The sequence below is a fragment of the [Mannheimia] succiniciproducens MBEL55E genome (assembly GCF_000007745.1).
GTDB classification, from domain to species: Bacteria; Pseudomonadota; Gammaproteobacteria; order Enterobacterales; family Pasteurellaceae; genus Basfia; species Basfia succiniciproducens.
The window spans coordinates 461,817-486,289 of the sequence record NC_006300.1 but is presented as its reverse complement, the minus strand read 5'-3'; the positions used below and the strand labels follow the sequence as shown (position 1 = coordinate 486,289).

General features: G+C 41.7%; 23 protein-coding genes and 1 tRNA gene. 13 read left to right on the top strand and 11 right to left on the bottom strand.

The features are described 5' to 3' along the window. The first annotated feature begins 298 nt into the window (after positions 1 to 298). A complete protein-coding gene (locus tag MS_RS02440; protein WP_011199700.1) occupies positions 299 to 1,300 on the top strand; it encodes a bile acid:sodium symporter family protein in 1,002 nt (333 codons plus the stop codon). A gap of 216 nt (positions 1,301 to 1,516) precedes the next feature. On the opposite strand, the gene ffh is transcribed toward MS_RS02440, so the two are convergent. Further along, on the bottom strand, positions 1,517 to 2,908 hold the full coding sequence (ffh, locus tag MS_RS02435; RefSeq protein WP_011199698.1) for a signal recognition particle protein: 1,392 nt from the start codon (positions 2,906 to 2,908) through the stop codon (positions 1,517 to 1,519). A 170-nt stretch (positions 2,909 to 3,078) separates the two neighbouring features. Here ffh and MS_RS02430 point away from each other — a divergent pair, with 170 nt between their 5' ends. The 7 genes from MS_RS02430 to MS_RS02400 all read left to right on the top strand — a co-directional run bounded on the left by MS_RS02430 (position 3,079) and on the right by MS_RS02400 (position 10,368). Then, the gene (locus MS_RS02430; RefSeq protein WP_041639548.1) at positions 3,079 to 3,885 is read left to right on the top strand and encodes a cytochrome C assembly family protein; all 807 of its coding nucleotides are present in this window, start codon (positions 3,079 to 3,081) and stop codon (positions 3,883 to 3,885) included. A gap of 115 nt (positions 3,886 to 4,000) precedes the next feature. Continuing rightward, entirely contained in the window at positions 4,001 to 5,260 is a 1,260-nt protein-coding gene (locus MS_RS02425) for an HlyC/CorC family transporter (protein WP_011199696.1), read from the top strand. Positions 5,261 to 5,758: 498 nt separating this feature from the next. Beyond that, the gene (locus MS_RS02420; protein WP_011199695.1) at positions 5,759 to 7,720 is read left to right on the top strand and encodes a TonB-dependent receptor domain-containing protein; all 1,962 of its coding nucleotides are present in this window, start codon (positions 5,759 to 5,761) and stop codon (positions 7,718 to 7,720) included. Between the two features lie 212 nt (positions 7,721 to 7,932). After that, complete coding sequence (gene exbB / locus MS_RS02415) at positions 7,933 to 8,391, top strand: TonB-system energizer ExbB (RefSeq protein WP_011199694.1); 459 nt, start codon at positions 7,933 to 7,935, stop codon at positions 8,389 to 8,391. 1 nt (position 8,392) lies between these two features. Continuing rightward, complete coding sequence (gene exbD / locus MS_RS02410; protein WP_011199693.1) at positions 8,393 to 8,779, top strand: TonB system transport protein ExbD; 387 nt, start codon at positions 8,393 to 8,395, stop codon at positions 8,777 to 8,779. 1 nt (position 8,780) lies between these two features. Beyond that, entirely contained in the window at positions 8,781 to 9,530 is a 750-nt protein-coding gene (locus MS_RS02405; protein ID WP_011199692.1) for a TonB family protein, read from the top strand. Between the two features lie 115 nt (positions 9,531 to 9,645). Continuing rightward, positions 9,646 to 10,368: a DUF554 domain-containing protein gene (locus MS_RS02400; RefSeq protein ID WP_011199691.1), complete on the top strand. Its 723-nt coding sequence runs from the start codon at positions 9,646 to 9,648 to the stop codon at positions 10,366 to 10,368. Between the two features lie 72 nt (positions 10,369 to 10,440). On the opposite strand, the gene MS_RS02395 is transcribed toward MS_RS02400, so the two are convergent. Together MS_RS02395 and MS_RS02390 are read right to left on the bottom strand one after the other, a co-directional pair. Next, entirely contained in the window at positions 10,441 to 11,844 is a 1,404-nt protein-coding gene (locus MS_RS02395) for a multicopper oxidase domain-containing protein (protein WP_011199690.1), read from the bottom strand. A 6-nt stretch (positions 11,845 to 11,850) separates the two neighbouring features. Next, positions 11,851 to 12,576, bottom strand: coding sequence for a 1-acylglycerol-3-phosphate O-acyltransferase (locus MS_RS02390; protein WP_011199689.1), 726 nt, complete (start codon positions 12,574 to 12,576; stop codon positions 11,851 to 11,853). Positions 12,577 to 12,698: 122 nt separating this feature from the next. On the opposite strand from MS_RS02390, the gene lpxH reads away from it, so the two are divergent. Further along, entirely contained in the window at positions 12,699 to 13,421 is a 723-nt protein-coding gene (gene lpxH, locus MS_RS02385; protein ID WP_011199688.1) for a UDP-2,3-diacylglucosamine diphosphatase, read from the top strand. Positions 13,422 to 13,468: 47 nt separating this feature from the next. Here lpxH and efp read toward each other — a convergent pair whose 3' ends face one another. Then, the gene (gene efp, locus MS_RS02380; protein WP_011199687.1) at positions 13,469 to 14,035 is read right to left on the bottom strand and encodes an elongation factor P; all 567 of its coding nucleotides are present in this window, start codon (positions 14,033 to 14,035) and stop codon (positions 13,469 to 13,471) included. Between the two features lie 35 nt (positions 14,036 to 14,070). On the opposite strand from efp, the gene epmB reads away from it, so the two are divergent. The 3 genes from epmB (at position 14,071) to MS_RS02365 (ending at position 17,029) form a co-directional block, all read left to right on the top strand. Beyond that, on the top strand, positions 14,071 to 15,081 hold the full coding sequence (gene epmB, locus MS_RS02375) for an EF-P beta-lysylation protein EpmB (RefSeq protein WP_011199686.1): 1,011 nt from the start codon (positions 14,071 to 14,073) through the stop codon (positions 15,079 to 15,081). 223 nt (positions 15,082 to 15,304) lie between these two features. Then, positions 15,305 to 16,573 carry an opacity-associated protein OapA gene (gene oapA, locus MS_RS02370; protein WP_041639546.1) on the top strand — a complete coding sequence of 423 codons (1,269 nt, stop codon included), beginning with the start codon at positions 15,305 to 15,307 and terminating at the stop codon, positions 16,571 to 16,573. Positions 16,574 to 16,585: 12 nt separating this feature from the next. Next, positions 16,586 to 17,029 (top strand): MliC family protein, encoded by a 444-nt coding sequence (locus tag MS_RS02365; RefSeq protein ID WP_011199684.1) that lies wholly within the window; start codon positions 16,586 to 16,588, stop codon positions 17,027 to 17,029. 174 nt (positions 17,030 to 17,203) lie between these two features. Here the strand turns inward: MS_RS02365 and hemB are convergent, their stop codons facing one another. The 7 genes from hemB to MS_RS02330 all read right to left on the bottom strand — a co-directional run bounded on the left by hemB (position 17,204) and on the right by MS_RS02330 (position 22,476). Then, positions 17,204 to 18,226, bottom strand: coding sequence for a porphobilinogen synthase (hemB, locus tag MS_RS02360; RefSeq protein WP_011199682.1), 1,023 nt, complete (start codon positions 18,224 to 18,226; stop codon positions 17,204 to 17,206). A gap of 74 nt (positions 18,227 to 18,300) precedes the next feature. Continuing rightward, positions 18,301 to 19,071, bottom strand: a complete 771-nt coding sequence (gene tatC, locus MS_RS02355) for a twin-arginine translocase subunit TatC (protein WP_011199681.1) — start codon at positions 19,069 to 19,071, stop codon at positions 18,301 to 18,303. A gap of 18 nt (positions 19,072 to 19,089) precedes the next feature. Further along, a complete protein-coding gene (tatB, locus tag MS_RS02350) occupies positions 19,090 to 19,704 on the bottom strand; it encodes a Sec-independent protein translocase protein TatB (RefSeq protein WP_011199680.1) in 615 nt (204 codons plus the stop codon). Positions 19,705 to 19,707: 3 nt separating this feature from the next. Continuing rightward, positions 19,708 to 19,935 carry a Sec-independent protein translocase subunit TatA gene (gene tatA, locus MS_RS02345; RefSeq protein ID WP_011199679.1) on the bottom strand — a complete coding sequence of 76 codons (228 nt, stop codon included), beginning with the start codon at positions 19,933 to 19,935 and terminating at the stop codon, positions 19,708 to 19,710. Between the two features lie 102 nt (positions 19,936 to 20,037). Beyond that, complete coding sequence (locus MS_RS02340) at positions 20,038 to 21,345, bottom strand: MFS transporter (RefSeq protein WP_011199678.1); 1,308 nt, start codon at positions 21,343 to 21,345, stop codon at positions 20,038 to 20,040. Between the two features lie 25 nt (positions 21,346 to 21,370). Further along, positions 21,371 to 22,072, bottom strand: a complete 702-nt coding sequence (locus MS_RS02335) for a 7-cyano-7-deazaguanine/7-aminomethyl-7-deazaguanine transporter (RefSeq protein ID WP_011199677.1) — start codon at positions 22,070 to 22,072, stop codon at positions 21,371 to 21,373. Between the two features lie 314 nt (positions 22,073 to 22,386). Then, positions 22,387 to 22,476, bottom strand: a tRNA-Ser gene (locus MS_RS02330). A 181-nt stretch (positions 22,477 to 22,657) separates the two neighbouring features. Between MS_RS02330 and dauA the strand changes: the two genes are divergently transcribed. Next, on the top strand, positions 22,658 to 24,412 hold the full coding sequence (dauA, locus tag MS_RS02325) for a C4-dicarboxylic acid transporter DauA (protein ID WP_041639543.1): 1,755 nt from the start codon (positions 22,658 to 22,660) through the stop codon (positions 24,410 to 24,412). Positions 24,413 to 24,473: the final 61 nt, after the last annotated feature.

Genomic DNA, 24,473 nt, shown 5'->3' with positions numbered 1-24,473 from the left:
GCCGTTCTATCTAGGCTGGAGAGCAAAAAATTCAATTTTCAGCTTTTTTACAAAAATTTTCGTAAAATTATCAAATAAGGCTCTTATTCCCTTTCACAAAACTTTAAGTAAGTTATTTTTATTAAATTAGAATAATAATCTAAATATGTAAATAAACTAAATATTTTATAAAACAAAATCCATCAATAAACTTAATATTTCATCAAATAACCTTATTTTATATATTGACATTATTTATAATCAGCGCATTATTAAAATTATTCGGTAAAAATCAGCAATAATCCAAGGACGTAACCCTATGCGCGCACTCAAAAAAATTAGCCAGCTTTTGGCTAAAAATACGGCTCTCGTTATTATTTTAACGGCTTTATTCACATTTATCGTACCCGAAGCTTTTACCTGGGTGAAAGGTGATGCGCAGGTCTTGGTTTTAGGTATTATTATGCTTTCAATGGGAATGACATTAGGCGCAAAAGATTACCAAATTTTAGCCAAACGTCCGCTTGATATTTTAATCGGTACCGTTGCCCAATATACTATTATGCCTTTTGTAGCGATTAGTATTGCACAAGCGTTCAATCTTTCCCCCGGTTTAACATTAGGTTTAGTGTTGGTAGGTACCTGCCCGGGCGGTGTTGCCTCTAATATTATGAGTTTTCTGTGTAAAGGCGACGTAGCGTTTTCGGTGGGCATGACCACCGTATCCACCATTATCGCACCGGTTATGACACCTCTTTTACTCAATTATTTAGTGGGTGAAACCATTGATATGGACGGTTGGGGCATGTTCAAATTTATGCTGCTGGTAACTATCTTACCGGTAGGCTTAGGTTCTTTATTTAATATGGGCTGCCATAAACAAAAATGGTTTAATGATGTGCGTTCCGTAATGCCCGGTGTTGCGGTTATCGCCTTTGCCTGCATTGTCGGCGGTGTAGTTGCCTTCCAGGGCGAACGTTTCTTAGAATCCGGCTTAATTATGCTTATGGCGATTGGCTGCCACAATATCACCGGCTATATTCTGGGCTTTGCCGCCGGCAGAGTATTCGGTATGAATACGGCAAAAAAACGCACTTTATCCATTGAAGTCGGCGTACAGAATGCCGGGCTTGCCACAGGTTTAAGTGCAAAATTCTTCCCAACCAATGCAGAATCCGTGGTAGCTTGTGCGGTTGCCTGCGTATGGCACTCGGTATCCGGCTCCGTATTAGCCAATATCTACCAGTGGTGGGATAAAAAACACGGCGAACCGGTAACTGAAATTCATGAAATCAAAAAACCGGTTACGGAATCAGTTTAACCCCTGAGTAAACGCCTCGGTTTTATTATAACGATATAAAGCCGGGGTGTTTTTTCGAAAAATACAATTTCGCTAATTTTATTAAAACCGGTAATACGATTACTCCTTTTTTTGAAATCATTAGCAAAGTCAACACTCAAAAAATCTCGTTTTTTGACCGCACTTTTCAAAAATAAAGGCTGAAATAATATTCAGCCTCTTGTCATTTGCATAAAATTACCGCTTACCGAACATACCGCCTAAGCCGCCAAGCGCACCTAAGCCGCCGCCCATCATTCCTTTCATGCCCCGCATCATTTTCGCCATACCGCCGCTACGCATTTTTTTCATCATACGTTGCATTTCATCAAATTGTTTAAGCAATTTATTTACATCTTGCACCTGAGTGCCGGAACCCATTGCAATACGGCGACGACGCGAACCTTTGATAATGTCCGGGTTTGCCCTTTCTTTTAAAGTCATGGAATTAATGATGGCTTCCATTTTCACGAACATTTTATCATCAACTTGATTTTTCACATGTTCGGGTAAATTTTTCGCACCGGGCAATTTATCAAGCATAGACATCATACCACCCATTTTTTTCATTTCAATCAGTTGTTCGCGGAAATCCTCAAGGGTAAATTGATCACCTTTTTTGAACTTTTGCGCCATTTTTTCCGCTTTTTCATGATCAACGGAGCGCTGTAAATCTTCAATTAAAGAAAGTACGTCTCCCATACCTAAAATACGGGAAGCAACACGATCCGGATGGAATGGTTCCAACGCATCGGTTTTCTCACCCACACCAAGGAACTTAATCGGTTTACCGGTAATTTGACGAATAGACAACGCCGCACCGCCACGGGCGTCACCGTCCACTTTGGTTAAAATCACACCGGTTAAAGGCAAGGCTTCGTTAAAGGCTTTTGCCGTATTTGCCGCATCCTGCCCCGTCATAGCATCAACGGTAAATAAGGTTTCAATTGGGTTCAGCACTTCATGGATCCGTTTGATTTCGTCCATCATTTCGCCGTCAACATGTAAGCGACCTGCGGTATCCACAATTAAGACGTCGTAAAATTTAAGCTTAGCGTCCGCCAATGCCGCTTTGGCAATATCTACCGGATTTTTTTTGACATCGGAAGGGAAGAAATCCGCATCAACAGATTGAGCGAGGGTCTCCAATTGCTTAATCGCCGCCGGGCGATAAACGTCGGCAGAAACGACCAGTACTTTTTTCTTATGGCGTTCTTTTAAGAATTTCGCCAATTTACCCACAGAAGTAGTTTTACCGGCACCTTGCAAACCAGCCATTAAAATTACCGCCGGCGGTTGGCTGGCAAGATTTAAGCTCTCGTTGCTTTCGCCCATTGCGGATTCAAGTTCTTTTTGAACGATTTTTAAGAACTCCTGACCCGGAGTTAAACTTTTATTAACTTCTTCACCGAGAGCGCTTTCTTTCACTTTATTGATAAATTCGCGCACCACGGGAAGCGCAACATCCGCCTCCAATAACGCCATACGTACTTCGCGCAAGGTATCTTTGATATTATCTTCGGTTAAACGCCCTTTGCCGGTAATATTGCGCAGCGTTTTCGACAGACGATCCGATAAATTCTCAAACATTGTTCTCTTATCCTATTTTGTCTCGAGATAAAAATTTGCTGTCATTATACTTGAATTATCGGGATTTTCACCATTTATAGTGATTTCTCTCCCACAAACTAATAAATACTGGCGATTTTGTTAAACCCTCGCTAAAATTAAAAATATGATTGGTTACAGGATTAAGAATTATGTCGTTCGCTCTCTTTTCTGCTTTGTTTTATATTATAAGTATTTTGTTTATTGCCCCCATGCTGGCAAAAGCGCAATCAGGAGAACAAATTCAACGTCCGAATAAAAATTGGTTTATTTTGACCGCACTTTTCGCTGTAATTTGCCATTTCATCAGTTTATTTCCATTTTTCAGCAATTTATTCAGCGGCGAAAACTTTACGTTAATGGAAATCGGTTCCTTGATATCCGTGCTAATTGCCATTCTCGCTACTGTAGCTATCGCTTTAAAAATAAAAACATTCTGGTTTTTATTACCGATCATATATTGCTTTGCGACGATTAATGTCACACTCGCCGCCTTTGCACCAAGTCATGTAATACAAAATCTTGCGCAGGATCTAGGCTTACTGCTTCATATTTTATTAGCCATGTTCGCCTACGCCGTCTGTTTTATCGCCATGTTACAAAGCATTCAGTTAGCTTGGTTAGATCGTAAATTAAAAACCAAACAAATGGTTATTTCCCCTTTATTGCCGCCGTTAATGATGGTTGAACGTCATTTCTTCCGTGTGATGTTAAGCGGAGAAATTCTACTGACCCTGACCTTGCTCACCGGCGCGGTTTATCTTGCCGACTTTTTTGGCAATGAAAACATTCAAAAAGCGATATTCTCCTTTTTAGCCTGGATTGTTTATGCCGTCTTATTAATCGGACATTGGAAATACCGCTGGCGTGGAAAAAAAATGATAATTTATACCATTTCAGGTATGATTCTACTCACTATCGCCTATTTTGGTAGCCGGGCAATGCTTGGTATGAACTAAATCGGCTTAGAAAAGTGCGGTGAAAATTGGTGATAATTTCGGTTTAAAACCTATCAAAAAAATTTAAATTTTTTAACCGCACTTTTATGTTTAATTCAACAAAGGATTATTTACTTTGGACAGTATTCCCCTTAGTACGTTATTTATAACTCTCTTTATTCTCCTGATTCTCTCGGCCTATTTTTCCAGTTCGGAAACCGGATTGCTTTCTTTGAACCGTTATCGCATGCGCTATCTCGCCGAAAAAGGACATAAAGGCGCCAAAAAAACGGAAACTTTACTTAAAAAAACCGATAAATTACTCAGCCTGATTCTTATCTGCAATAATCTGGTCAATATTTCGGCTTCCGCTATCGCCACCATCATTGGTATGCGTTTGTACGGCGATATGGGTGTTGCCATCGCAACAGGCGTACTCACCTTTGTGATGCTGGTTTTTTCCGAAATTTATCCGAAAACAATTGCGGCGATCTATCCGGAAAAAGTAGCCTTTACCTCAAGCCACCTGTTAATTCTCTTGATGAAACTATTCTCACCTTTAGTTTTCTTCATGAATATTATTATTCAGGGGCTTATAAAGATTACCGGGCTGAAAACCGAAACAAAAGCGCATTCCATCAGCCCGGAAGAATTACGAGCCATTGTGAATGAATCGGGTAAATTTATACCTTCCGCTCACCAGAAAATGTTACTTTCTATTCTTGATTTAGAAGAAGTAACAGTCGATGACATTATGGTGCCGCGCAATGATATTTCGGGCATTGATATTGATGACGACTGGAAAGCGATTATGCGTCAGTTAAACCATGCACCGCACGGTCGCGTGGTACTTTATAAAGGCGATATGGAACAAAACGTATTAGGTATGCTGAGAGTTCGTGAGGCCTATCGCCTAATGATGGATAAAAACGAATTCACTAAAGAAATGCTTATTCGTGCCGTGGATGAAATTTATTACATTCCGGAAGGCACACCGCTCACTGCGCAATTATTAAACTTTCGTCACAGAAAAGAACGTATCGGCTTGGTGGTAGACGAATACGGCGATATTAAAGGCTTGGTCACACTGGAAGATATTTTAGAGGAAATCGTGGGTGAATTTACTACTTCAACCACCCCCTCTATCAATGAAGAGATCACCAAACAATCCGACGGTTCAATGATTATCGACGGCTCCGCAAATATCCGCGATATCAATAAAATGTTGAACTGGCATTTAAATACAGATGAAGCGCGCACCTTTAACGGGCTGATCCTGGAATATCTTGAAGAAATCCCACAGGAAGGAACGGTTTGTGAGATTGAAGGGTTACAAATTACTATTCTTGAAGTGAGCGAAAATATGGTGAAACAAGCAAAAGTCGTGAAATTATAACCGCACCTTTTTATATTTTCTCCCCCCTCAGTCACTTCGTGACAGCTCCCCCAGCTTTGTGGGGGAGCGATATTTTTGCGTATTTTGATAACGACAACACCATTTCAATCCGTTCCCTCCCCCGCGAAGTCGGGCGAGGTGCCTGCAAGGCGGAGGGGGAAATCCCCGCCCCCCCAGTCACTTCGTGACAGCTCCCCCAGCTTTGTGGGGGAGCGATATTATTGCGTATTTTGATAACGACAACACCATTTCAATCCGTTCCCTCCCCCGCGAAGTCGGGGGAGGTGCCTACAAGGCGGAGGGGGCATAAAAACGCTATATCCGCACATTCTATAAGCCTTACTCTATTTTTTTATTTTTCATTTAAAAAAATGTGACATTTGTCATAAAAAAATTATTTTTATCGAAAAATTGAACCTTTTTCATTTTATGCAATTGAAAATAATTCGTATTAATGTTAAAAATGTAGCGATTTTTAAACCTAAGGATTATTGATGTATGAAAAAACTTAAAATATCTTTACTGCCATTAACTGCTTTTGTTGCTGCGACGGTTCATGCCGAGACATTGGATACCATTGATGTGGTAAGCGACAACTTTTCTCCACAGGCGGAAAATATCGCCGCCAAAGGGGTAACAAAAGTTCGTCAGGCAACTAAAATGTCTGATGTGATCCGCGGTGTGCCGGGGGTAAACGTTAACGGTGCGCGTTCTACGGTGGAACGCTATAATATTCGCGGCGTGAGCGAAGAATATCTCAATGTCACCGTCGACGGCGCCCGTCAAAACGGTTATTCATTCCACCATAACGGTAACTACGGTATTGATCCCGAGATTCTAAAACGTGTTGATATTGATGTGGGTTCGAATTCCGTTTCGACCGGGGCGGGATCGCTCGGCGGTTCGATGAAATTTGAAACCGTTGATGCCGCAGATATGCTGGAAGAGGGGGAAAACTTCGGCGGTAAAGTAAAATACGGTTACGGTTCGAACGGTAATTCCAATCAGGGTACGGCAATGCTGTACGGTCGTCGCGGTAATCTGGATTTATTGGGTTATTTCAATTATCGCCACCAACGCGACGGTGAAGACGGTAACGGCTTGAAAAACAAAAATAAAGGTCATTTATCCAACTATTTGTTCAAGACGAAATATAATATCAGCAACGAACAATGGATAAAGGCTTCCGCAGAACGCTATACCAACACGGCGTTAAGTTGTTATCGAGCCAATATGGGGATGTGTTTGGGCGATGTACCGCAGCCCGGCGAACCGGGTTATGTGGAGACAAACCACGGTAAAGCTTACACCGAACTGACCCGTAAAACCTACACCCTTTCTTATGGTTTTAATCCGGAACACAATAATTGGGTCAATATCAAAGCGAACGCCTATAATACGGAAACCGAAGTGGCTTCAATGGGCTCGCCGAAATCTAAAGTCCGCACTGTGGGCGGTACGCTCTCCAATACATCCGAATTTGAGTTAGGGGTAACCAGCCATCAATTTTTGGTTGGCGGAGAATATTACAATAGCAAAGCGCAAGCATTGGGCTCGGTAAATAATGCCTATGTTGCCGACATGGACAGTACTTCCGTTTATGTGGAAGATAAAATTGCATTAGGCAATTTGATGATCATTCCCGGTGTCCGCTTCGATCATTATAAAGCGGATTTAGCCAGCGATTTCGATAAATCCTACCATCGTTTTTCAAAAGCGTTGGGGTTAAAATACAGCCTGACGGACAATTTGATCGTATTTGCCAATTATACCGAATTGTTTAAGGGACCGGATGCCGGCGAAATCTATTTGCGCGGAACCCGAGCCTATGACGGTAATTTAGAGGCTGCCCGCGGCGATAACAAAGAAGTCGGCTTTAGCTATGCTAAAGACGGTTTGTTCTCCGATATTGACGGTTTTTCCTTCACGGCTAAATATTTCAAAACCGATTATGACAATATCAATCAAACCGTATCGGCAAGCCGTTGTGTAAATACAAGTGCGATAAGTAGCGGCAGTATCTACTGTAATCTCGGTAAGGTCGACATCAAAGGGGTGGAAGCTCAAGCAAAATACCGTTATGAGGATACCTCATTCTCCGTCAGCTATGCCCGAGCCAGAAGCGAACAAAAATCTACCGGTTTAGCCGCCTTTGCCGACACCGGTGACCGCTATAACTTCACTTTAAGCCAATATATTTCGTCCGCTCAAGTTGAATTGGGTTGGAATACCATGTATGTGCGTGCGATTGATGTGGACGACTCGACCCTCAAAGAAAGCTATGCCGTCAGCAATATGTACGTCTCCTGGTCGCCGGCACAAGCGAAAGGCTTAGAATTAACCTTCGGTATTGATAATATCTTTGATAAAGCCTACAAAGATCACAGTACCCAATACTACGGTTCAGTAGACTTAGACCCGGGCCGTAATTATAAATTAAGCGTTTCTTACAAATTCTAATCTAACGTCATCCTTTAACCTTGGGGAAATGAAAATTTCCCCTTTTTTACCGCACTTTGATCTATTTCATAAATATTCTCCCATTAGATGAACTGTCAATATTTACCAATTTCCTCAACTTTGCTAAAATCTGTTTCTAATTGAAATTCATTCTCAATTATATTTAGAGACTTAATTCAAAGTCCGTTTCTTTCTTAACCAAGGTTTACCCAATGACAACAGCATTATTCGATTTTTTAAAAAATTATAGTGACTATATTATTCTCGGATTATTAGGCTTAATGAGCTTTATTATGATTTGGTTTGTAATTGAGCGTTTTATCTTCCTAAGCCGTGTAAAAGTCCATGCTTACAGTAATATCCATTCTTTAGATATTGATTTAAACCGCCATCTGACCATTATTTCCACCATAGGTGCCAACGCCCCTTACATCGGTTTACTGGGTACGGTTGTGGGCATCCTGCTTACTTTCTATGATTTAGGTAATTCCGGCGGCGACATAGATGCTTCAGCCATTATGTTACATTTGTCACTTGCCTTAAAAGCAACGGCAGTAGGGATTTTAGTCGCCATTCCGTCTATGGTGTTTTACAGCGCATTAGGACGCAAAGTAGAAGTTAACCGTTTAAAATGGAAAGCACTAAACAGCCAAAAAAATATAGGGGCGTAACGTGAAAAAATTTGATGAAATCAACATCATTCCCTTTATTGATATTATGTTGGTGCTGTTGGCGATTGTGCTGATCACCGCTTCCTTTATTTCACAAGGGAAAATTCAGGTTAACGTACCGAAAGCTTCCTCTACTGTGGCCTTCAAAGCGGATGATCTGGCTAAATTGTTGACTGTCACAGAAAAGGGTGAAATTTACTTTAACGACAAGCCGATTCAGCTAACCGAATTAGAACAGGAAATCAACGGCTGGGACAAAGAACAAAAAGTCACTTTAAAAGTCGATGCAAAATCTTCTTTTCAGGATTTTGTTTCCATTACCGACTTAATGGCAAAAAACGACATTAAAAACGTCGCTATTGTCACCGTGAAAGAAAAAGGCAAATAATATGCGAAGACCTTCCATTGCGGGCTTTCTCGGATCGTTGCTGTTTCACGGGGGAATTGCCGCCACATTATTTTTTTCCTTTAAAGAAAACGATAATGCAAACGGCATGGCGGCACAAATTATCGACACTAATATTTCAATGGAAATGATGATGGCGACTATGGTTGAAGAAACACAGCCTACCGCTGAACCGGAACCGCAAACCAAAGAAGAAATCGTACAAAAAGAAGCGGTTGAAGACCCGACTCTGAAAAAAGAAAAACCTAAAGAGAAGCCGAAAGAAAAACCGAAAGAAAAGCCGAGAGAAAAACCGAAAGAAAAAGCCAAAAAAGTACCGCCGCCGGTACAACAAGGGATAAAAGCGGATAAGATTGTACTTTCCAATGCCAATGCGAATTCAAAAGCAACCGGCTTGAGCAATACGATAAATAGCGATAACCCGAATTTAGCGGGACAAGGAACCGGCTCATCTGAAGTTGATGCTTATAAAATCGCCCTTCGTCGTGAAATAGAACGCCATAAACGTTATTCCCAACGTGCAAAAATGATGCGTAAACAAGGCACTGTAATTGTTGCTTTTAATATCGGCAATGACGGTTCGCTTTCAAATGCCCGTGTGGTTAAATCTTCCGGAACCGAAGATTTGGATAATTCCGCTTTAGAAGCGGTGAAAAACGCAAAATCCATCGGCCAGAAACCTGCAGGCATGGCAAATGCCATCAGCGTACCAATCGCCTTTACAATCCGATAGCGATTTGCACAAGCATTCAAATGGGAATACAATAAAAGTGCGGTTAAAAAATCAAAATTTTTAACCGCACTTTTTTCTTCTTTCCTTTCAAAATAATAAATCTTAAGGAATTTTCATGATTATCGGACCATTTATTAATGCCGGCGCCATTGTTTTCGGCGGGCTTATCGGTGCCGCTCTCGGCGGTCGAGTGCCGGAACGTCTTCGAACCAATCTTACCATGCTATTCGGGCTTTGTTCCATGTGTATGGGCATCGTTATGATAGCCAAAGTCGCTCAAATGCCGGCGATGATCCTTGCCTTGCTATTGGGTACCATATTAGGCGAATTAATTCTATTGGAACAAGGTATTAATAAATTAGCCTCAAAAACCAAAACCATTGTTGAAAAAATCTTACCGAATAATCAAAAAAAAGGTGTATCCCATGAAGAATTCCTGCAAAAATTCGTCGGTATCGTAATTTTATTTTCCTTTAGCGGAACAGGGATTTTCGGTTCAATGAACGAGGGGTTGACCGGCGATTCAAGTATTCTTATTGTTAAAGCGTTTCTGGATTTCTTTACCGCCATAATCTTTGGCACGACACTGGGTTCCACTATTGCTACCGCCGCAATTCCGCAAACTGTTTTACAAATAGCGCTGGCTTATAGCGCCGTATTAATTATCCCCTTAATCACGCCCGAGATGCGCGCGGATTTTGCCGCCGCAGGTGGTATGTTAATGGTGGCTACGGGCTTTCGCATTTGCGGGATTTTACACTTCCAAGTGGCCAATATGCTGCCCGCTCTCTTTATTATTATGCCGATCTCCGCAATCTGGTTGCAGATGATGGGCTAACGGAAAGTTACATAAAAAACACCATCTAAACCAGATACTTAGATGGTGTTATATCCACTGAATCTAAAAAAATTATTGCACCACAATCAATCCGATTGCACCTTTATCCGCCTGCATTAAATCCGAACTACCGAAAATAAAGGGTTGTGTGTTTGATGACAGATTATCGAATTTCACTAAAATCCGTACTTTACCGTTTATCCAAACCGTATCTTTCCACACTAATTCGGCGGCATCCGTGGCTTTATCGTCGATACTTTCGATCACAAAACGGGCGCCCTGAATGCGGAATCCCGTCGGTATTGAACTGCTAATCGTCCAGCGTTCCACCGAACCTTGCTTTGCATTTACGTCAATACGGCGGGGATCAAAACGTTTTTGATTAATCATGCCGTTCGTAGCATCCAGATGGAATGAACGTTCCTGCTTAATTTGTGTCGGTAAAACGGCGGCTTCGCTGAATTGGAAACTCGGCTTGCCGTTAAAGACGGAAAGCAACCCTTCAGGACGCAATTCCAGCACCGTGTTATCCGCCAGCTCACCGTTAGAATTAAATAATAATTTTGCTTTGTCCAGTAATCCCCGTTTTGCGCCGACAATAAGAGAAACGTTTTCACCCTCATTGAGATCCACCAGAATTTCAACACGCTCGCCCGGGCCGACAAAAAATTGCTTCACCGTTTTACTTTGCGGCAAAAAACCCTGATCCTGCGCAATAATTAAAACGTCACGCTCATCATCCATACGTAAATCGTAGCCGCGGGAAAGCGAAGCATTTAATATGCGCAAACGTACCCAGCCCCGGGGAATATTGAGATAAGGCGCTTCCTGCCCGTTAACAAATAAGCGCTCGCCGTAAAAGTGCGGTTCGTTTTGCTGAAATAATTGAGTGCCGGCGCTATTAATACGCTGGTCCTGTAAAATTAACGGAATATCGTTCACGCCGTATTTATTCGGCAAATTCGCTTTACGGCTTTCATCGTCATCAATAATCCACATCCCCACCAAACCGCGGTAATTCTGATAAGCGGAACTTGCCAAAGTACAGGAATGATAATAGCAAGTGCCGGCGGATTGCGTAATCGGCACAATAGGCGCCCAACCTTCGCCGGGTTTTAAACTGTGTCCGATACTTCCCAATAACTCGCCGGAGGTTTGCAAGCCCTGAATATTCAGCGCCACCAATTGAGTTAAATTGTTACGATAGTTCAATTTAACGAAATCGCCTTGTTTGACGCGCACCGTCGGGCCGAGATAACGTCCGTTAAATCCCCACACTTCCACTAATTTACCGTCAACCAGCGCCGTTTGCGAACTTTCCGTACTCAAAATAACGGGACGACCGCGACGGCTTTCAAGTAGCGGCGGAATAACCAACGGTTGCCGACTTGCCGCCAGCAAAGGCGCCGGCGTCGCCACAAGTGCGGTGGCAATCAGGGTTTTTTTGAAAAGTCGGCGGCGCGAATAATTTTCCATAAACTTTTACTTTCCTACTTGGGCGAGTTCCGCATCCAGCTCCGCAATACGTTTTTTCATCAAATCATAGCAATGAGACGCCAGTTCGCGCACATTTTCTTTGCTGTAACTTTGCGTATCAATAGGTTGCATAATTTCACAAATTACCTTGCCGTTATTCCAACGGTTTAAATCAATTTTCTTATGGGTTGTCGAACAAACTACCGGAATAATCGGCACGCCGGCGGAAATCGCCGCATGAAAGGCGCCGGTTTTAAACGGCAACAAACCGCGACCGCGGCTGCGAGTACCTTCGGGGAACATCCAAATTGAAATATTATCCTGCTGAATTCGACGCGCTAATTCCGTCATTGTGTTATGAGCTTTATTTTTATTGTCGCGATCCAGAAAAATATTCCCCGTCGCCCAATATAAAATACCAAAAAACGGCACCCAAATCAGGCTTTTCTTACCCACACTTACCGTGCGCGGGCGTACCATGTAGGAAATCGTCACCATATCGTAATTATTTTGATGGTTACCGATATAAATTGCCGGCACATTCTGATCCACATTATCCGGGAAACGATGTTCGACCCGCAAACCGAACAAAGGGTATAAACGCCCGAACCAACGCGCCATTACGCCTACATTACTCGGGTGTCTAAAACGGATTAAAGAGAAAATCGTGCCTAATACGCAAATTAAAACGCAACAGATAGCCACAAGAATAATTCGAATTAATTTCAACATAATTTAATACCTTAAAAAAATTTGCTAAAGTATAGCGAAATTAGCTAATTAAGTGTAGAAAATCCCAATAAAAATTCGGCTGTTTGGCAAAAAAATCACTAACTTAAAAAAACTCAAATAACATGAAAAAAACCTATTTTATCTCTGATCTTCATCTCAGCGAAAATCGCCCGAAATTGACCGCACTTTTTGAGCATTTTATGCACAATATTGCACCTCAGGCACAAGCGGTTTATATCCTTGGCGATTTGTTCGATTTTTGGGTCGGTGACGATGAAAAATCACCGTTAATAAGCAGGGTTCAGGCACAAATTAAGCAACTGACCGAAAAAAACATTCCTTGTTATTTTATTCATGGCAATCGGGATTTTTTACTGGGCGAAAAATTTGCCGAATCCTGCGGTTTACAGCTATTACCTGATTACAAAATAGTAAATTTATACGGTACGGATACATTAATCTGCCACGGCGATACGCTTTGCACCGATGATGTGAATTATCAGACTTTTCGCCGAAAAGTACATCAAAAATGGCGACAACGGCTGTTTTTATTGTTACCGTTAAAAGTGCGCATAAAAATTGCCGATAAAATTCGCAGACAAAGCCGGCATGATAAAAAAATGAAATCTGCGGAAATTATGGATGTTAACGGAGAATTTGTGTGTCAGATTTTTGAACGTTTCAATGTGCGGCAAATGATTCACGGGCATACGCACCGACAAAATATTCATCAAATTCCACCGCACTTTAAGCGAATCGTATTAGGCGACTGGCATGATGACTACGCCTCTATTCTGGAAGTGAGCGAACAAGAAACCTATTTCCTGCCGCAAACGGCGCGATAAATACAAAAAGCCGGCAATAACCGGCTTTTTGTTCGTAATAAGCTGAATTATTTTACGCGAGAAACATATTCGCCTGAGCGAGTATCCACTTTAATTACTTCGCCGATTTGAATAAATAAAGGCACTTTAACTACTGCGCCGGTGCTTAACGTCGCAGGTTTACCGCCGGTACCCGCAGTATCGCCTTTTAAGCCCGGATCCGTATCCACAACTTCTAATTCGACAAAGTTAGGCGGAGTAACCGAAATCGGCGAACCGTTCCATAATGTGATGATACATTCGGCTTGATCTAACAACCATTTTTCCGCATCGCCTACCGCTTTTGAATCGGCGGAATATTGCTCAAATGTTTCCGGGTGCATAAAATACCAGAAATCTTCATCTTTGTATGAATAGTTTAAGTTTAAATCCATCACGTCTGCCGCTTCAACAGAAGTACCGGATTTAAAGTTAACATCTAATACTTTACCTGAAATTAATTTACGAATACGGGTGCGCGTAAAAGCTTGACCTTTACCCGGTTTTACAAATTCATTTTCAACGATCACGCAAGGTTCGCCGTCTTGCATAAATTTTAGACCTGGTTTGAAATCACTGGTAGTATATGTAGCCATTATTATCCTCAATTTAATAGAGCTGTTTTTTTAAAGTGCGTATTTTAACTCAAAATAACCCAGTTAGAGAAGAGAATTGGTTAGAAATTCTTGCAAATTCCATTTCCGATCCGGAAGTTTTACTGAAAACTCTCTCCTTACCTATTGATAAATTTGAAAAAGATATTCATGCGCGCAAATTATTCGCCATGCGCGTACCATTGCCCTTTGTACGAAAAATGGAACTCGGTAATGCACAGGATCCTTTATTTCTGCAAGCGATGAGCTCTGCCGACGAATTTCTAACTGCAGACGGTTTCTCAAAAGATCCTCTTGAAGAACAACAAGTCGTCGCACCGAATATTCTGCACAAATATAAAAACCGTTTATTACTCATGGTAAAAGGCGGTTGCGCCATTAACTGCCGTTATTGTTTCCGCCGTCATTTTCCCTATGCCGACAATCAGGGCAATAAAGCCAACTGGCAAAAAGCGTTGGATTATATCTCGGCAAACCCGCAAATTGAAGAAGTGATTTTTTCCGGCGGAGATCCGCTTATGGCAAAAGATCACGAACTGGATTGGTTAATAAAAAAACTGGAAAAGATACCGCATTTACAACGCTTGCGTATTCATACCAGATTGCCCGTGGTTATTCCGCAACGCATTACCGGTGCGTTCTGCAAAATTCTTACGGAAAGCCGCCTTAATACGGTGCTGGTAACCCATATCAATCACGGTAATGAAATTGACGAACAATTAACACGGGCATTAAATAAATTAAAAAATGCCGGCGTAGTACTGTTAAATCAATCCGTACTGCTAAAAAATATTAACGACAACGCACAAACCCTGAAAAACTTATCGGATAAATTATTCCGGGCCGGTATTTTACCTTATTACCTGCATTTGCTGGATAAAGTTGAAGGCGCGAGCCATTTTTATGTTCCGGATCAAAGAGCCGTTGAAATTTACCGGGAACTACAAAGCCTGACTTCGGGTTATTTAGTGCCTAAACTGGCGCGGGAAATCGCTCACGAACCGAATAAGACCCTTTACGGCGGTTAATTTTAAACGGGATAAGAATTGTTTTTATCCTAGGCAAAGGCTCAAACTTCCTATAAAATAGAGAGGTTTTTTGCCATTTATAATTCCAATTGATTTTGGTAATAAAACAAGCAAGGATATAATCCTGAAAGTTTTGTCGGATAACCGACACACAAAAATATTGATTTTTGTGACCGCACTTTCCTGTGCAACAGTTACAATAAGTTTAGCATTGAGGTATATCGTGGAAAGAACGCCCGAAAATAATCCATCTTCAGAAAAACCGTCACAAAATGAGTTGGATTTAGGTTTTAATCAAGTTGAACCCATCACGCCGAAAAAAGTGGTAAAGCCGGAACCGTCATTATTTAACAAAGCAAAAAGCATTTTTGCCAAAAAAGAAGCGGTGGAACCCAATCATTTCGCTGTGCGCAAAGAACCGACTTTCGGCGAATCCGCAGATAATGCAAAAATTGAAAATACTACGGAAAGCACTATCGCAGAAAAGGTGAAAACCGTTAGCGCAACAGCCACAAGTGCAACCAGTGCGTCCATTGAAAATATGAATTCGGATATTAATACTTCTGCGGAATCCTTTAACGCTCAAGATGTTCAAGCGGAACCTCAAGTGGAAACTTCATCAAAAGATACAACAGATACCGAGGTTAAAAGCAAGATGAAAAAACCTGAAGATTGGGCGGTAATGCAAAAATTACCAAGAAAACATCGCCGTTTAGCGATCGCATTAATTTGTGTCGTCATTTTATTACTCGCATTACTTTGGTTAAAACCGAGTTCCGATACGGTAGAAGATTTCCAAACGGATAATAACAAAAATTTACCGATCGAATTCCAGCCGCTGGATCAAAGTCAAGCAATTGAAAATGTTGATGTAAACAATACAGCGCCGACAACCGAAGCTGTCGAACAGGCAAATGCAACGGCGGAAAACGCCTTATCAGCGCCTGCGCCGACAACACCAAACCTACAATCTGAATCCGTCGCTACGGAAGCGGCGAAAGCTGAAACTACGGATACAACAAAGGTTGCAGAACAAGCAAAACCGATAGAAAAAGTTAAGGCTGTCGACACGCCTAAAGCAACGGAAAAACCAAGAGCCGTTGAACAGGTTAAAGCTAAACCGGCAGAAAAAACCAAAGCCACTGAAAAGGTAAGTGTGGCAGAAAACAAACCGGTTAAACCGGCGCCGAAAAAACCATCCGTCACCGACGCAAAACCGGCTACGGTTTCCGCTGCCGGCAGTGCTTCAAAAACATTGGTCATTCCGCAAGGAACATCATTAATGCAAGTATTCCGTGACAACAATCTGAATATTTCCGACGTAAATGCAATGACTAAAGCAAACGGTGCCGGCGGTGCGTTAAGCAACTTCAAACCGGGTGATAAAGTACAGGTTTCTTTAAATGCGCAAGGCCGTGTTAAAACCATGCGGTTGGCAAACGGCGCAACCTTTACTCGCCAGGCTGACGGGACATACCAATACAGTAAATAACGGAGCCACATTTTGAAAACGCTACTCTTACTTTCCACAATGTTACTGATGACCGCTTGTAGCAATTCGGTTTCTGTTCTTCCATTGCCTTCTACAGCCAAACCGGCGGTAAAAACGGCGGTAATGGATAAAACCACACAAAAAGGGACGGCAACATTATATCGTTGTAAGGATGACAAGGAAGTAAGAGTAGTTCGTAATATTAATACGGGTAATAAGAGCAAAAAACGCCAAAAATCCGGTTCGGTTATTAACCTGACTTTCAATAATGTGACACAAAAGCTGACTTCAACGGTCTCTGAAAGCGGTAATAGCTACACCAATATTCACTGGCATTGGTTCGAACGCGGCGATGCCAATATGCTGACCACCAGCGTCGGCAAGGTATTGGCGGAACAATGTATTATACAAAAAGCTTCTCCGTTAGAAGCCTTAGAAAAAGATACTAATAAATAATTAGTCATTTAAAAAGCATCTTGAGTTTGAAATGCTTTTTTCTTTAAAATTCGTCTGTTTTACTTTATGAGCATAACAAACAAAAAGTGCGGTCAAAAATTTTGAATTTTTGACCGCACTTTTATAAATTAATAAACGGCATAGTCCGCTCTATTCCATTTAATGGTAATGGAATTATTTATTTTTGCCTTCCAAATAAAGCCATTCCGCCACTTGTTTGGCAAAATAAGTCAAAATTCCGTCTGCGCCCGCCCGTTTAAAGCAAAGCAGACTTTCCATAATACATTCTTTTTCTTTTAACCAGCCGTTTTGAATAGCCGCCATCATCATGGCATATTCACCGGAAACCTGATAAGCGAAAGTCGGCACCCCGAAATAATCCTTTACACGATAAACCATATCTAAATAAGGCATGCCGGGTTTAACCATAACCATATCCGCACCTTCCTGCAGATCTAGGGCAACTTCCTGTAAACCTTCGTCGCTATTGGCAGGATCAACCTGATAGGTTTTCTTATCTCCGCCTTTTAAATTACCTGCAGACGCCACTGCATCACGGAAGGGACCATAGAAATTCGATGCATATTTTGCCGAATACGCCATAATCTGCGTATTGATAAAGCCTTCAGCTTCCAACGCCTCACGGATTTTACCGATACGACCGTCCATCATATCACTCGGAGCCACAATATCGGCACCGGCTTGCGCGTGCGAAAGAGCCTGTTTTACCAGCACCTCCGTAGTGATTTCATTTACCACATAGCCGGTTTCGTCAATAATACCGTCTTGCCCGTGGGTGGTAAAAGGATCCAATGCAACATCTGTCATCACCCCTAATTGCGGATAAGCGGCTTTTAATGCGCGTACCGCTCGTTGTGCCAAACCATCGGTATTATAAGCTTCTTCCGCCATCAAAGATTTGCGTTCGGCGCCGACAACCGGAAATAATGCGATAACCGGCACGCCATATTTCACCAATAAACCGGCTTCAACTAATAATTGATCAATAGTTAAACGTTCCACGCCCGGCATTGAAGGAACAGGTTCTCTGCGGTTTTCGCCTTCAATAACGAAAACGGGATAGATAAGATCATCGGCGGTAAGCGCGTTTTCCGCCACTAATCGACGGCTAAAATCATGTTTGCGTAAACGACGTAAACGACGGGCCGGGAATCCGGTGAAAATTTGCTGGGTCATAATATTTCCTTTTGTCTTTCCGTTTAATTTACAGATGAACAGGCACGAACATAACGGCGCCTAATGAATGGAGATTATTCTTTATGTTTGGTTAATTCCGAACTGCCGTTATCAGTTTCATCCTCTTTCGGGCGATAGAATCTTGCAAATAAAAGCCCGATTTCAAACAATAAACACATAGGTACGGCAAGCAATGTTTGAGAAAAAATATCCGGCGGCGTTAATAACATACCGATAATAAAAGCCGCCACAATAATATAAGGGCGTTTTTCTTTCAAATCTTCAGGCGTTGTCACCCCTGTCCAGCATAATAGAATAATGGCGACCGGCACTTCAAAACAAATACCGAAAGCTAAAAATAACGTCAGAACAAAATCAAGATAGCTGCTGATATCCGTTGCGATGGCAACGCCGTCCGGTGCGGTTTTTGTTAAAAAACCAAATACGATTGGAAATACAACATAATAAGCAAAGGCAACGCCCGTATAAAACAGCACGGTGCTGGAAAACAATAACGGATAAATCAACCGTTTTTCATGTTGATACAAAGCCGGCGCCACAAACGCCCAAACCTGATACAAAATATAAGGCACCGACAAAAATACGGCGGCAATACCGGTTAATTTGATTGGGGTAAAAAAGGGCGCGGCAACATTGGTTGCAATCATTGTGGAGCCTTGCGGCATTTGTTCTAATAAAGGCGTAGCGATTAAATGATAAATATCGTTTGAAAAATAAACTAAACCGCAAAATACAATTAATACGAACATAATTGAACGTAATAAACGATTACGTAATTCAACTAAATGGGTAATTAAGGGTTGAGACTCTTCAACGCTGCTCATATTGTTCTCTTACTTGCTTTAACTAGTTTTTTCTGTAGAAATTGGGTTCTCGGCAACATCATCCGGCGGCGCATATTTATCCATCATTGCCGCTAGCTGGCGGTCCACTTCCGCCTGCGCATCAAGTTCCAAATCGGATTGTCCGTTTTGAATACTGTCCACGGAAGAAACGACAGAAGAAAGTGCGGTAGGATTTTCATCATTTTTTATTGAGAATTCGTCAGCAATGCTTTTTTCAACGGTATCCGATGTTGCTACGTCATTAGACTGAGTCTGAGCATTTTCTTCACGCAGAATTTGAATTTGCTCATCAATCGTCGTATTGGTTTCAGCCGCCGCTTTATCTAAATCCGCTTTCATTTTTTCAGCGGAAGCCTTTAACTCTTCCACCGTTTTTGCGAGATCCGGCGAAAGATTTTTTAAATTGAGGTTTTCCGCCTTTTTAATACTTTCCTGTAATTCCTGTAATTTTAACTCCTGAGCCAGCTCGTTTTGTACATTCGCGGCTAATCCGCGAATAGTACGAACCCAGCCCATAACGGTTCTAATCGCAACAGGAAGACGTTTAGGGCCTAGTACCACTAAGCCCACAATAAAAATAAGAAGTAATTCAGAAAAACCGATGTCAAACACGGATTAAGCCTGCTCTTTGTCTTTTACTTTTTCAGAGCCGGCAGTTGCGGATTCATCTTTATTTAAAGATTTGAATTCGGCATCTTTCGGCTCATCTTCATTCATTGCTTTTTTGAAGCCTTTTACCGATTCGCCCAAATCCGTACCTAAAGTACGTAATTTTTTAGTACCGAAAAGTAAAACAATAATTGCAACAATAATAAGTAATTGCCAAATGCTAATGCCACCCATGGATTTTCCCTCTTAGATTGGATAATAGAATAATAAAACGAGGGTGAATATACCGCGTTTATTCCTGTTGAACAATAGCCAACAGGGATTATTTTACAGATTTTAACATTTAACTAATGTTGTTTTAATCCGCAATAGGGATAACGCAATTGCGGCGATTAACAGCACGAAACCGACACCTATATACAGGCTTTGTTTGTCCCAGCCGTAATCCAATAAAACACCGGCAGCAAGGGGAGCAAGAATCGCCCCGATACGCCCTACACCAATAGACCAACCCACTCCTGTGCTGCGGATATTAGCGGCATAAATACTTGGATTTAACGTATAAAGCCCGCTAATACAGCCGTTCATAAAGCCGCCTACAAGAATACCGAACAGCATTGCCAACCACAGGATTGATGAAGACAGAATAAAGATAATCACTGAAAAAGCCGATAATACGGTAAATTGCACTAACATTTGTTTTGCTTTCCAACGGCTCGCCAGTAAACCGTAAAGCAGGGAACCGCAAGTGCCGCCCAGCGAGACCATCATGCCGACACTCACGCTTTGTTCCGTCGTCATGCCCGCCTCTTTTAGTAAAGCCGGTGTCCATGAACTGACGAAGTAATAACAGAACATGATAGCGAAAAACGCGATCCAGATAAGTGCGGTGGATTTTCGATAATTTTTGTTAAACAACTGCGTAAGCGGCAATTTACTTGCTGAAGCAAGAACTTTTTCCGGTAATGTCCATTGCCCTTTCAATCCCATCTTTTTGGTAATCTTATTTAAACGGATCTGCGCATTGCGCGGCTGTTGGGTCATTAAGAAATCAATGGATTCGGGCAGCCAGATAAGTAACACAATTAAACAGACGGCGGTTAGAATAAAGCCCGCCAAAAACACCGCATGCCAACTGTATTCTTCCTGTAAAACCACCGCAAACATACCGCCAAGTACGGCGCCGATACCGAATCCCGAAGCATAAATACTAATTGCCAGACTACGCCATTTACGCGAGGAATATTCGCTGGTCAGAACGTTTGTTCCCACCAAAATCCCGCCGACTCCTAAGCCGGTAATCAGACGCCAAAAACCTAATGCGCCGTAGCTCGCACTATAAGCGGAACCTAACATTCCCAGCGCCGATAAAGTGACTGAAATCAATAATAACGGGCGACGTCCTATTTTATCCGCTAAAGGCGCTAAAAATAAGGAACCTGCAGCCATCCCCAATAAACCGGCACTGAATAAGTAGCCCAATTCGGCACCGCTTAAACCTAAATCTCCGCGAATTGCCGTTGCAGTAAAAGCCAGCGCTAAAACATCGAAACCATCAAGTAAATTCATAATCGCCGCAATGATTACAACAGTCCATTGGTATGCAGACATTGGATTATTATCAATATGTTCTCTCAAATTCATGATGGTTCCTTCTATAGTTTTCAGTTTAACTGTGTTGCGGTGTTATCCCCAACACATTACGTAAGATAAAATTCAGGGCGACGCCGTAAGCAGGTACAAACAGCACAATGCCGACAAATAATTTAAATAGATAATCCACAAACCCGAGTTCGACCCAATGTTCCGCCATAAACGGATCGGAAGACTGATAAAAAGCCACTGCAAAAAATAAGAAAGTATCCGCTAACGAGCCGAAAGTCATAGAACTCGAAGGCGCAATCCACCAGGTTTTTAACCGTCGTAAACGATTGAATACAAAAACATCAAGTAATTGCCCAAAGGCATAAGCACAGAAGCTCGCCAACGCAATACGGAATACAAAGCTATTAAAGGTCATCAGCGCCGACATATTTTGATATTGTCCGTCGGAAAATAAGGTTGAAATCACATAACTGATGATTAACGCCGGAAACATAACGGCAAATACAATCCAACGCGCCTCTTTCGCGCCGAAAATCCGAACTGTCAAATCCGTCGCCAAAAACACAAAAGGAAAAGTAATCGTCCCCCAAGTACTGTGAAAACTAAAATTTTCTTTTGCACCTAATGCGGTGAAAGGCAAATGAATTTCAAACGGAACCTGCACTAAATAGTTACTTGCGGCAATAATTAAAATATGAAATAAACTGATTAAAATTAACGCGCGTCGTTTTTGTTGATCATTAAAGATACTAAGAGATGTTTTCATTGAAATACCTTTTTGGAAATTGGGGGGAGGGAACCCAAACTAAAAACATTACATTATCTAAAGCTAATGCAATACGAGCGCGAAATAATACTTAATATAGAAAATTATGCAACTATAAATCAAATGAAAGGATTTTTTAATTTTTATGAAAAATTCTAATAATCGAATTATCGATATACGAATAGAAAAGTGCGGTCGGTTTTTTAAAAATTTCTAAATACGGAACAACAGAAGCTGTTTATCTTTTATAAACGGCCACATTATCGCCTAAAATATTTGAAAAATTCAGAAGAAATTAAAGCAGAAAATTTGAATGGCGGTGAGAGGGGGATTCGAACCCCCGATGCACTTTCGCACATACACGCTTTCCAGGCGTGCTCCTTCAACCACTCGGACATCTCACCGTTTTGGGCTGTTGAATAACAGGTGGCAGAACTATAAGAATTTATTGTCCCTTCGTCAAGTTTTTTTTGTTTTTTATTGAGCTAGCTTATTAATATATAACCAAAATAGGAGTAAAATGTGCAAGTTCGTCTGTTTTTTTACAGATGCCTTTCATTTTGTTCAATTTATATTCGGATTTCTATGTTAAAAAAATGGTTTATCACTAAAAACGTCTTTCTTGCGGTCAGACCTTTTAGTGCTTTAAAAGATAGCTTCCGTGAAGGCTATACAACACAAAAATTAGTTAAAGATATTATTGCGGGTTTAACCGTCGGCGTAATTGCCATTCCGCTTTCAATGGCATTGGCAATTGCAAGTGGCGTACCGCCGCAGCACGGCCTTTATACCGCTATCGTAGCTGGGATTATTATTGCGCTGGCGGGCGGTTCCCGTTTTAATATTTCGGGTCCGACTGCGGCTTTTGTGGTAATTCTCTATCCGGTTACCCAGCAGTTCGGTCTTAGCGGCTTATTAATGGCAACCTTATTATCAGGTATTATTTTGGTCATTATGGCGTTATTCCGTTTGGGGCGGTTAATTGAATACATTCCGTTGCCGGTGACTCTTGGTTTTACCTGCGGTATCGGTATCACTATCGGCACACTGCAAATTAAAGATTTTTTCGGCTTAACCATAGATAAAATGCCGGAGCATTATATCGGCAAAGTTCAGGCTATTATTACCGCCTTACCTACAATTAACTGGGCGGATGCTATGGTCGGTATCGTAACTTTATTAGTGCTGATTAACTGGCATAAATTACGTTTGCCGGTTCCCGGTCATTTACCGGCGGTAATTATCGGTACCTTATTATCCTTAGTATTAATTCACTTCGGTTATCATGTTGCCAGTATCGGTTCCGCTTTTGAATATACCTTACCGGACGGCTCCACCGGTCATGGTATTCCGAGCGTATTACCGCAATTTGCCTTACCTTGGAACATACCTAACGCCCAAGGCGAAGTGATTGAATGGAACTTCGCTATCATCCAAAATATATTGCCGGCGGCATTCTCCATGGCGGTTTTAGGGGCGATTGAGTCTTTATTATGCGCGGTCGTATTGGATAATATGACGGACACCAAACACCATTCCAATAACGAATTATTAGCACAAGGCTTAGGTAATATTGCCGCACCGTTTTTAGGCGGTATCACCGCAACTGCGGCTATCGCCCGTTCTGCGGCTAACGTAAAAGCCGGCGGACAATCGCCGATTGCAAGTATCGTGCACGCCTTATTAGTACTGTTCGCTTTACTGTTTTTTGCCGGCGCACTGTCTTATCTCCCCCTATCTTCAATGGCGGCATTGTTGTTGATGGTGGCATGGAATATGGCAAACGTACCGCAAATTATCCATTTAGCCCGTCGTTCCGGTAGAAATGAAATTGCCGTTTTAACGACCTGTTTAGTATTAACCGTTATTTTCGATATGGTTATCGCCATTAGCGTGGGCGTGCTATTAGCCAGCTTATTATTTATCCGTACTATTGCGGAAATGACCAAATCCTTTGAAATCGCACATCCTGAAGATTTGGACGACGTATTGGTTTATCGTATCAGCGGCCCGTTATTCTTCGCCGCCGCGGATAATTTATTCGCCGATTTACATGAAAAAACCGTGCATACGGATCATGAAATCAGACATATTGTACTGCAATGCAGTGCGGTAACGGTTTTGGATGCTGGGGGAATTCATGCCTTAACGAGATTTGTTCAGCATATGCTTCCGCACCAGGAGCTATATATGTGTAATATGCAATTCCAGCCGCTACGTATGATTGTAAAATCAAATATGCTGACAGAAATTCAGAAAATTAATTTCAGCACCGACTTAAAAGAAACCTATAATAAAATTCGTTTGGTTGAAGCGGAAGATAAAAAATCTGAAGAGTAAACAAGTTTAGGCGCTTAATTAAGCGCCTTTATGCTTGCTGAAAATTTTAATCTGTTAAAAG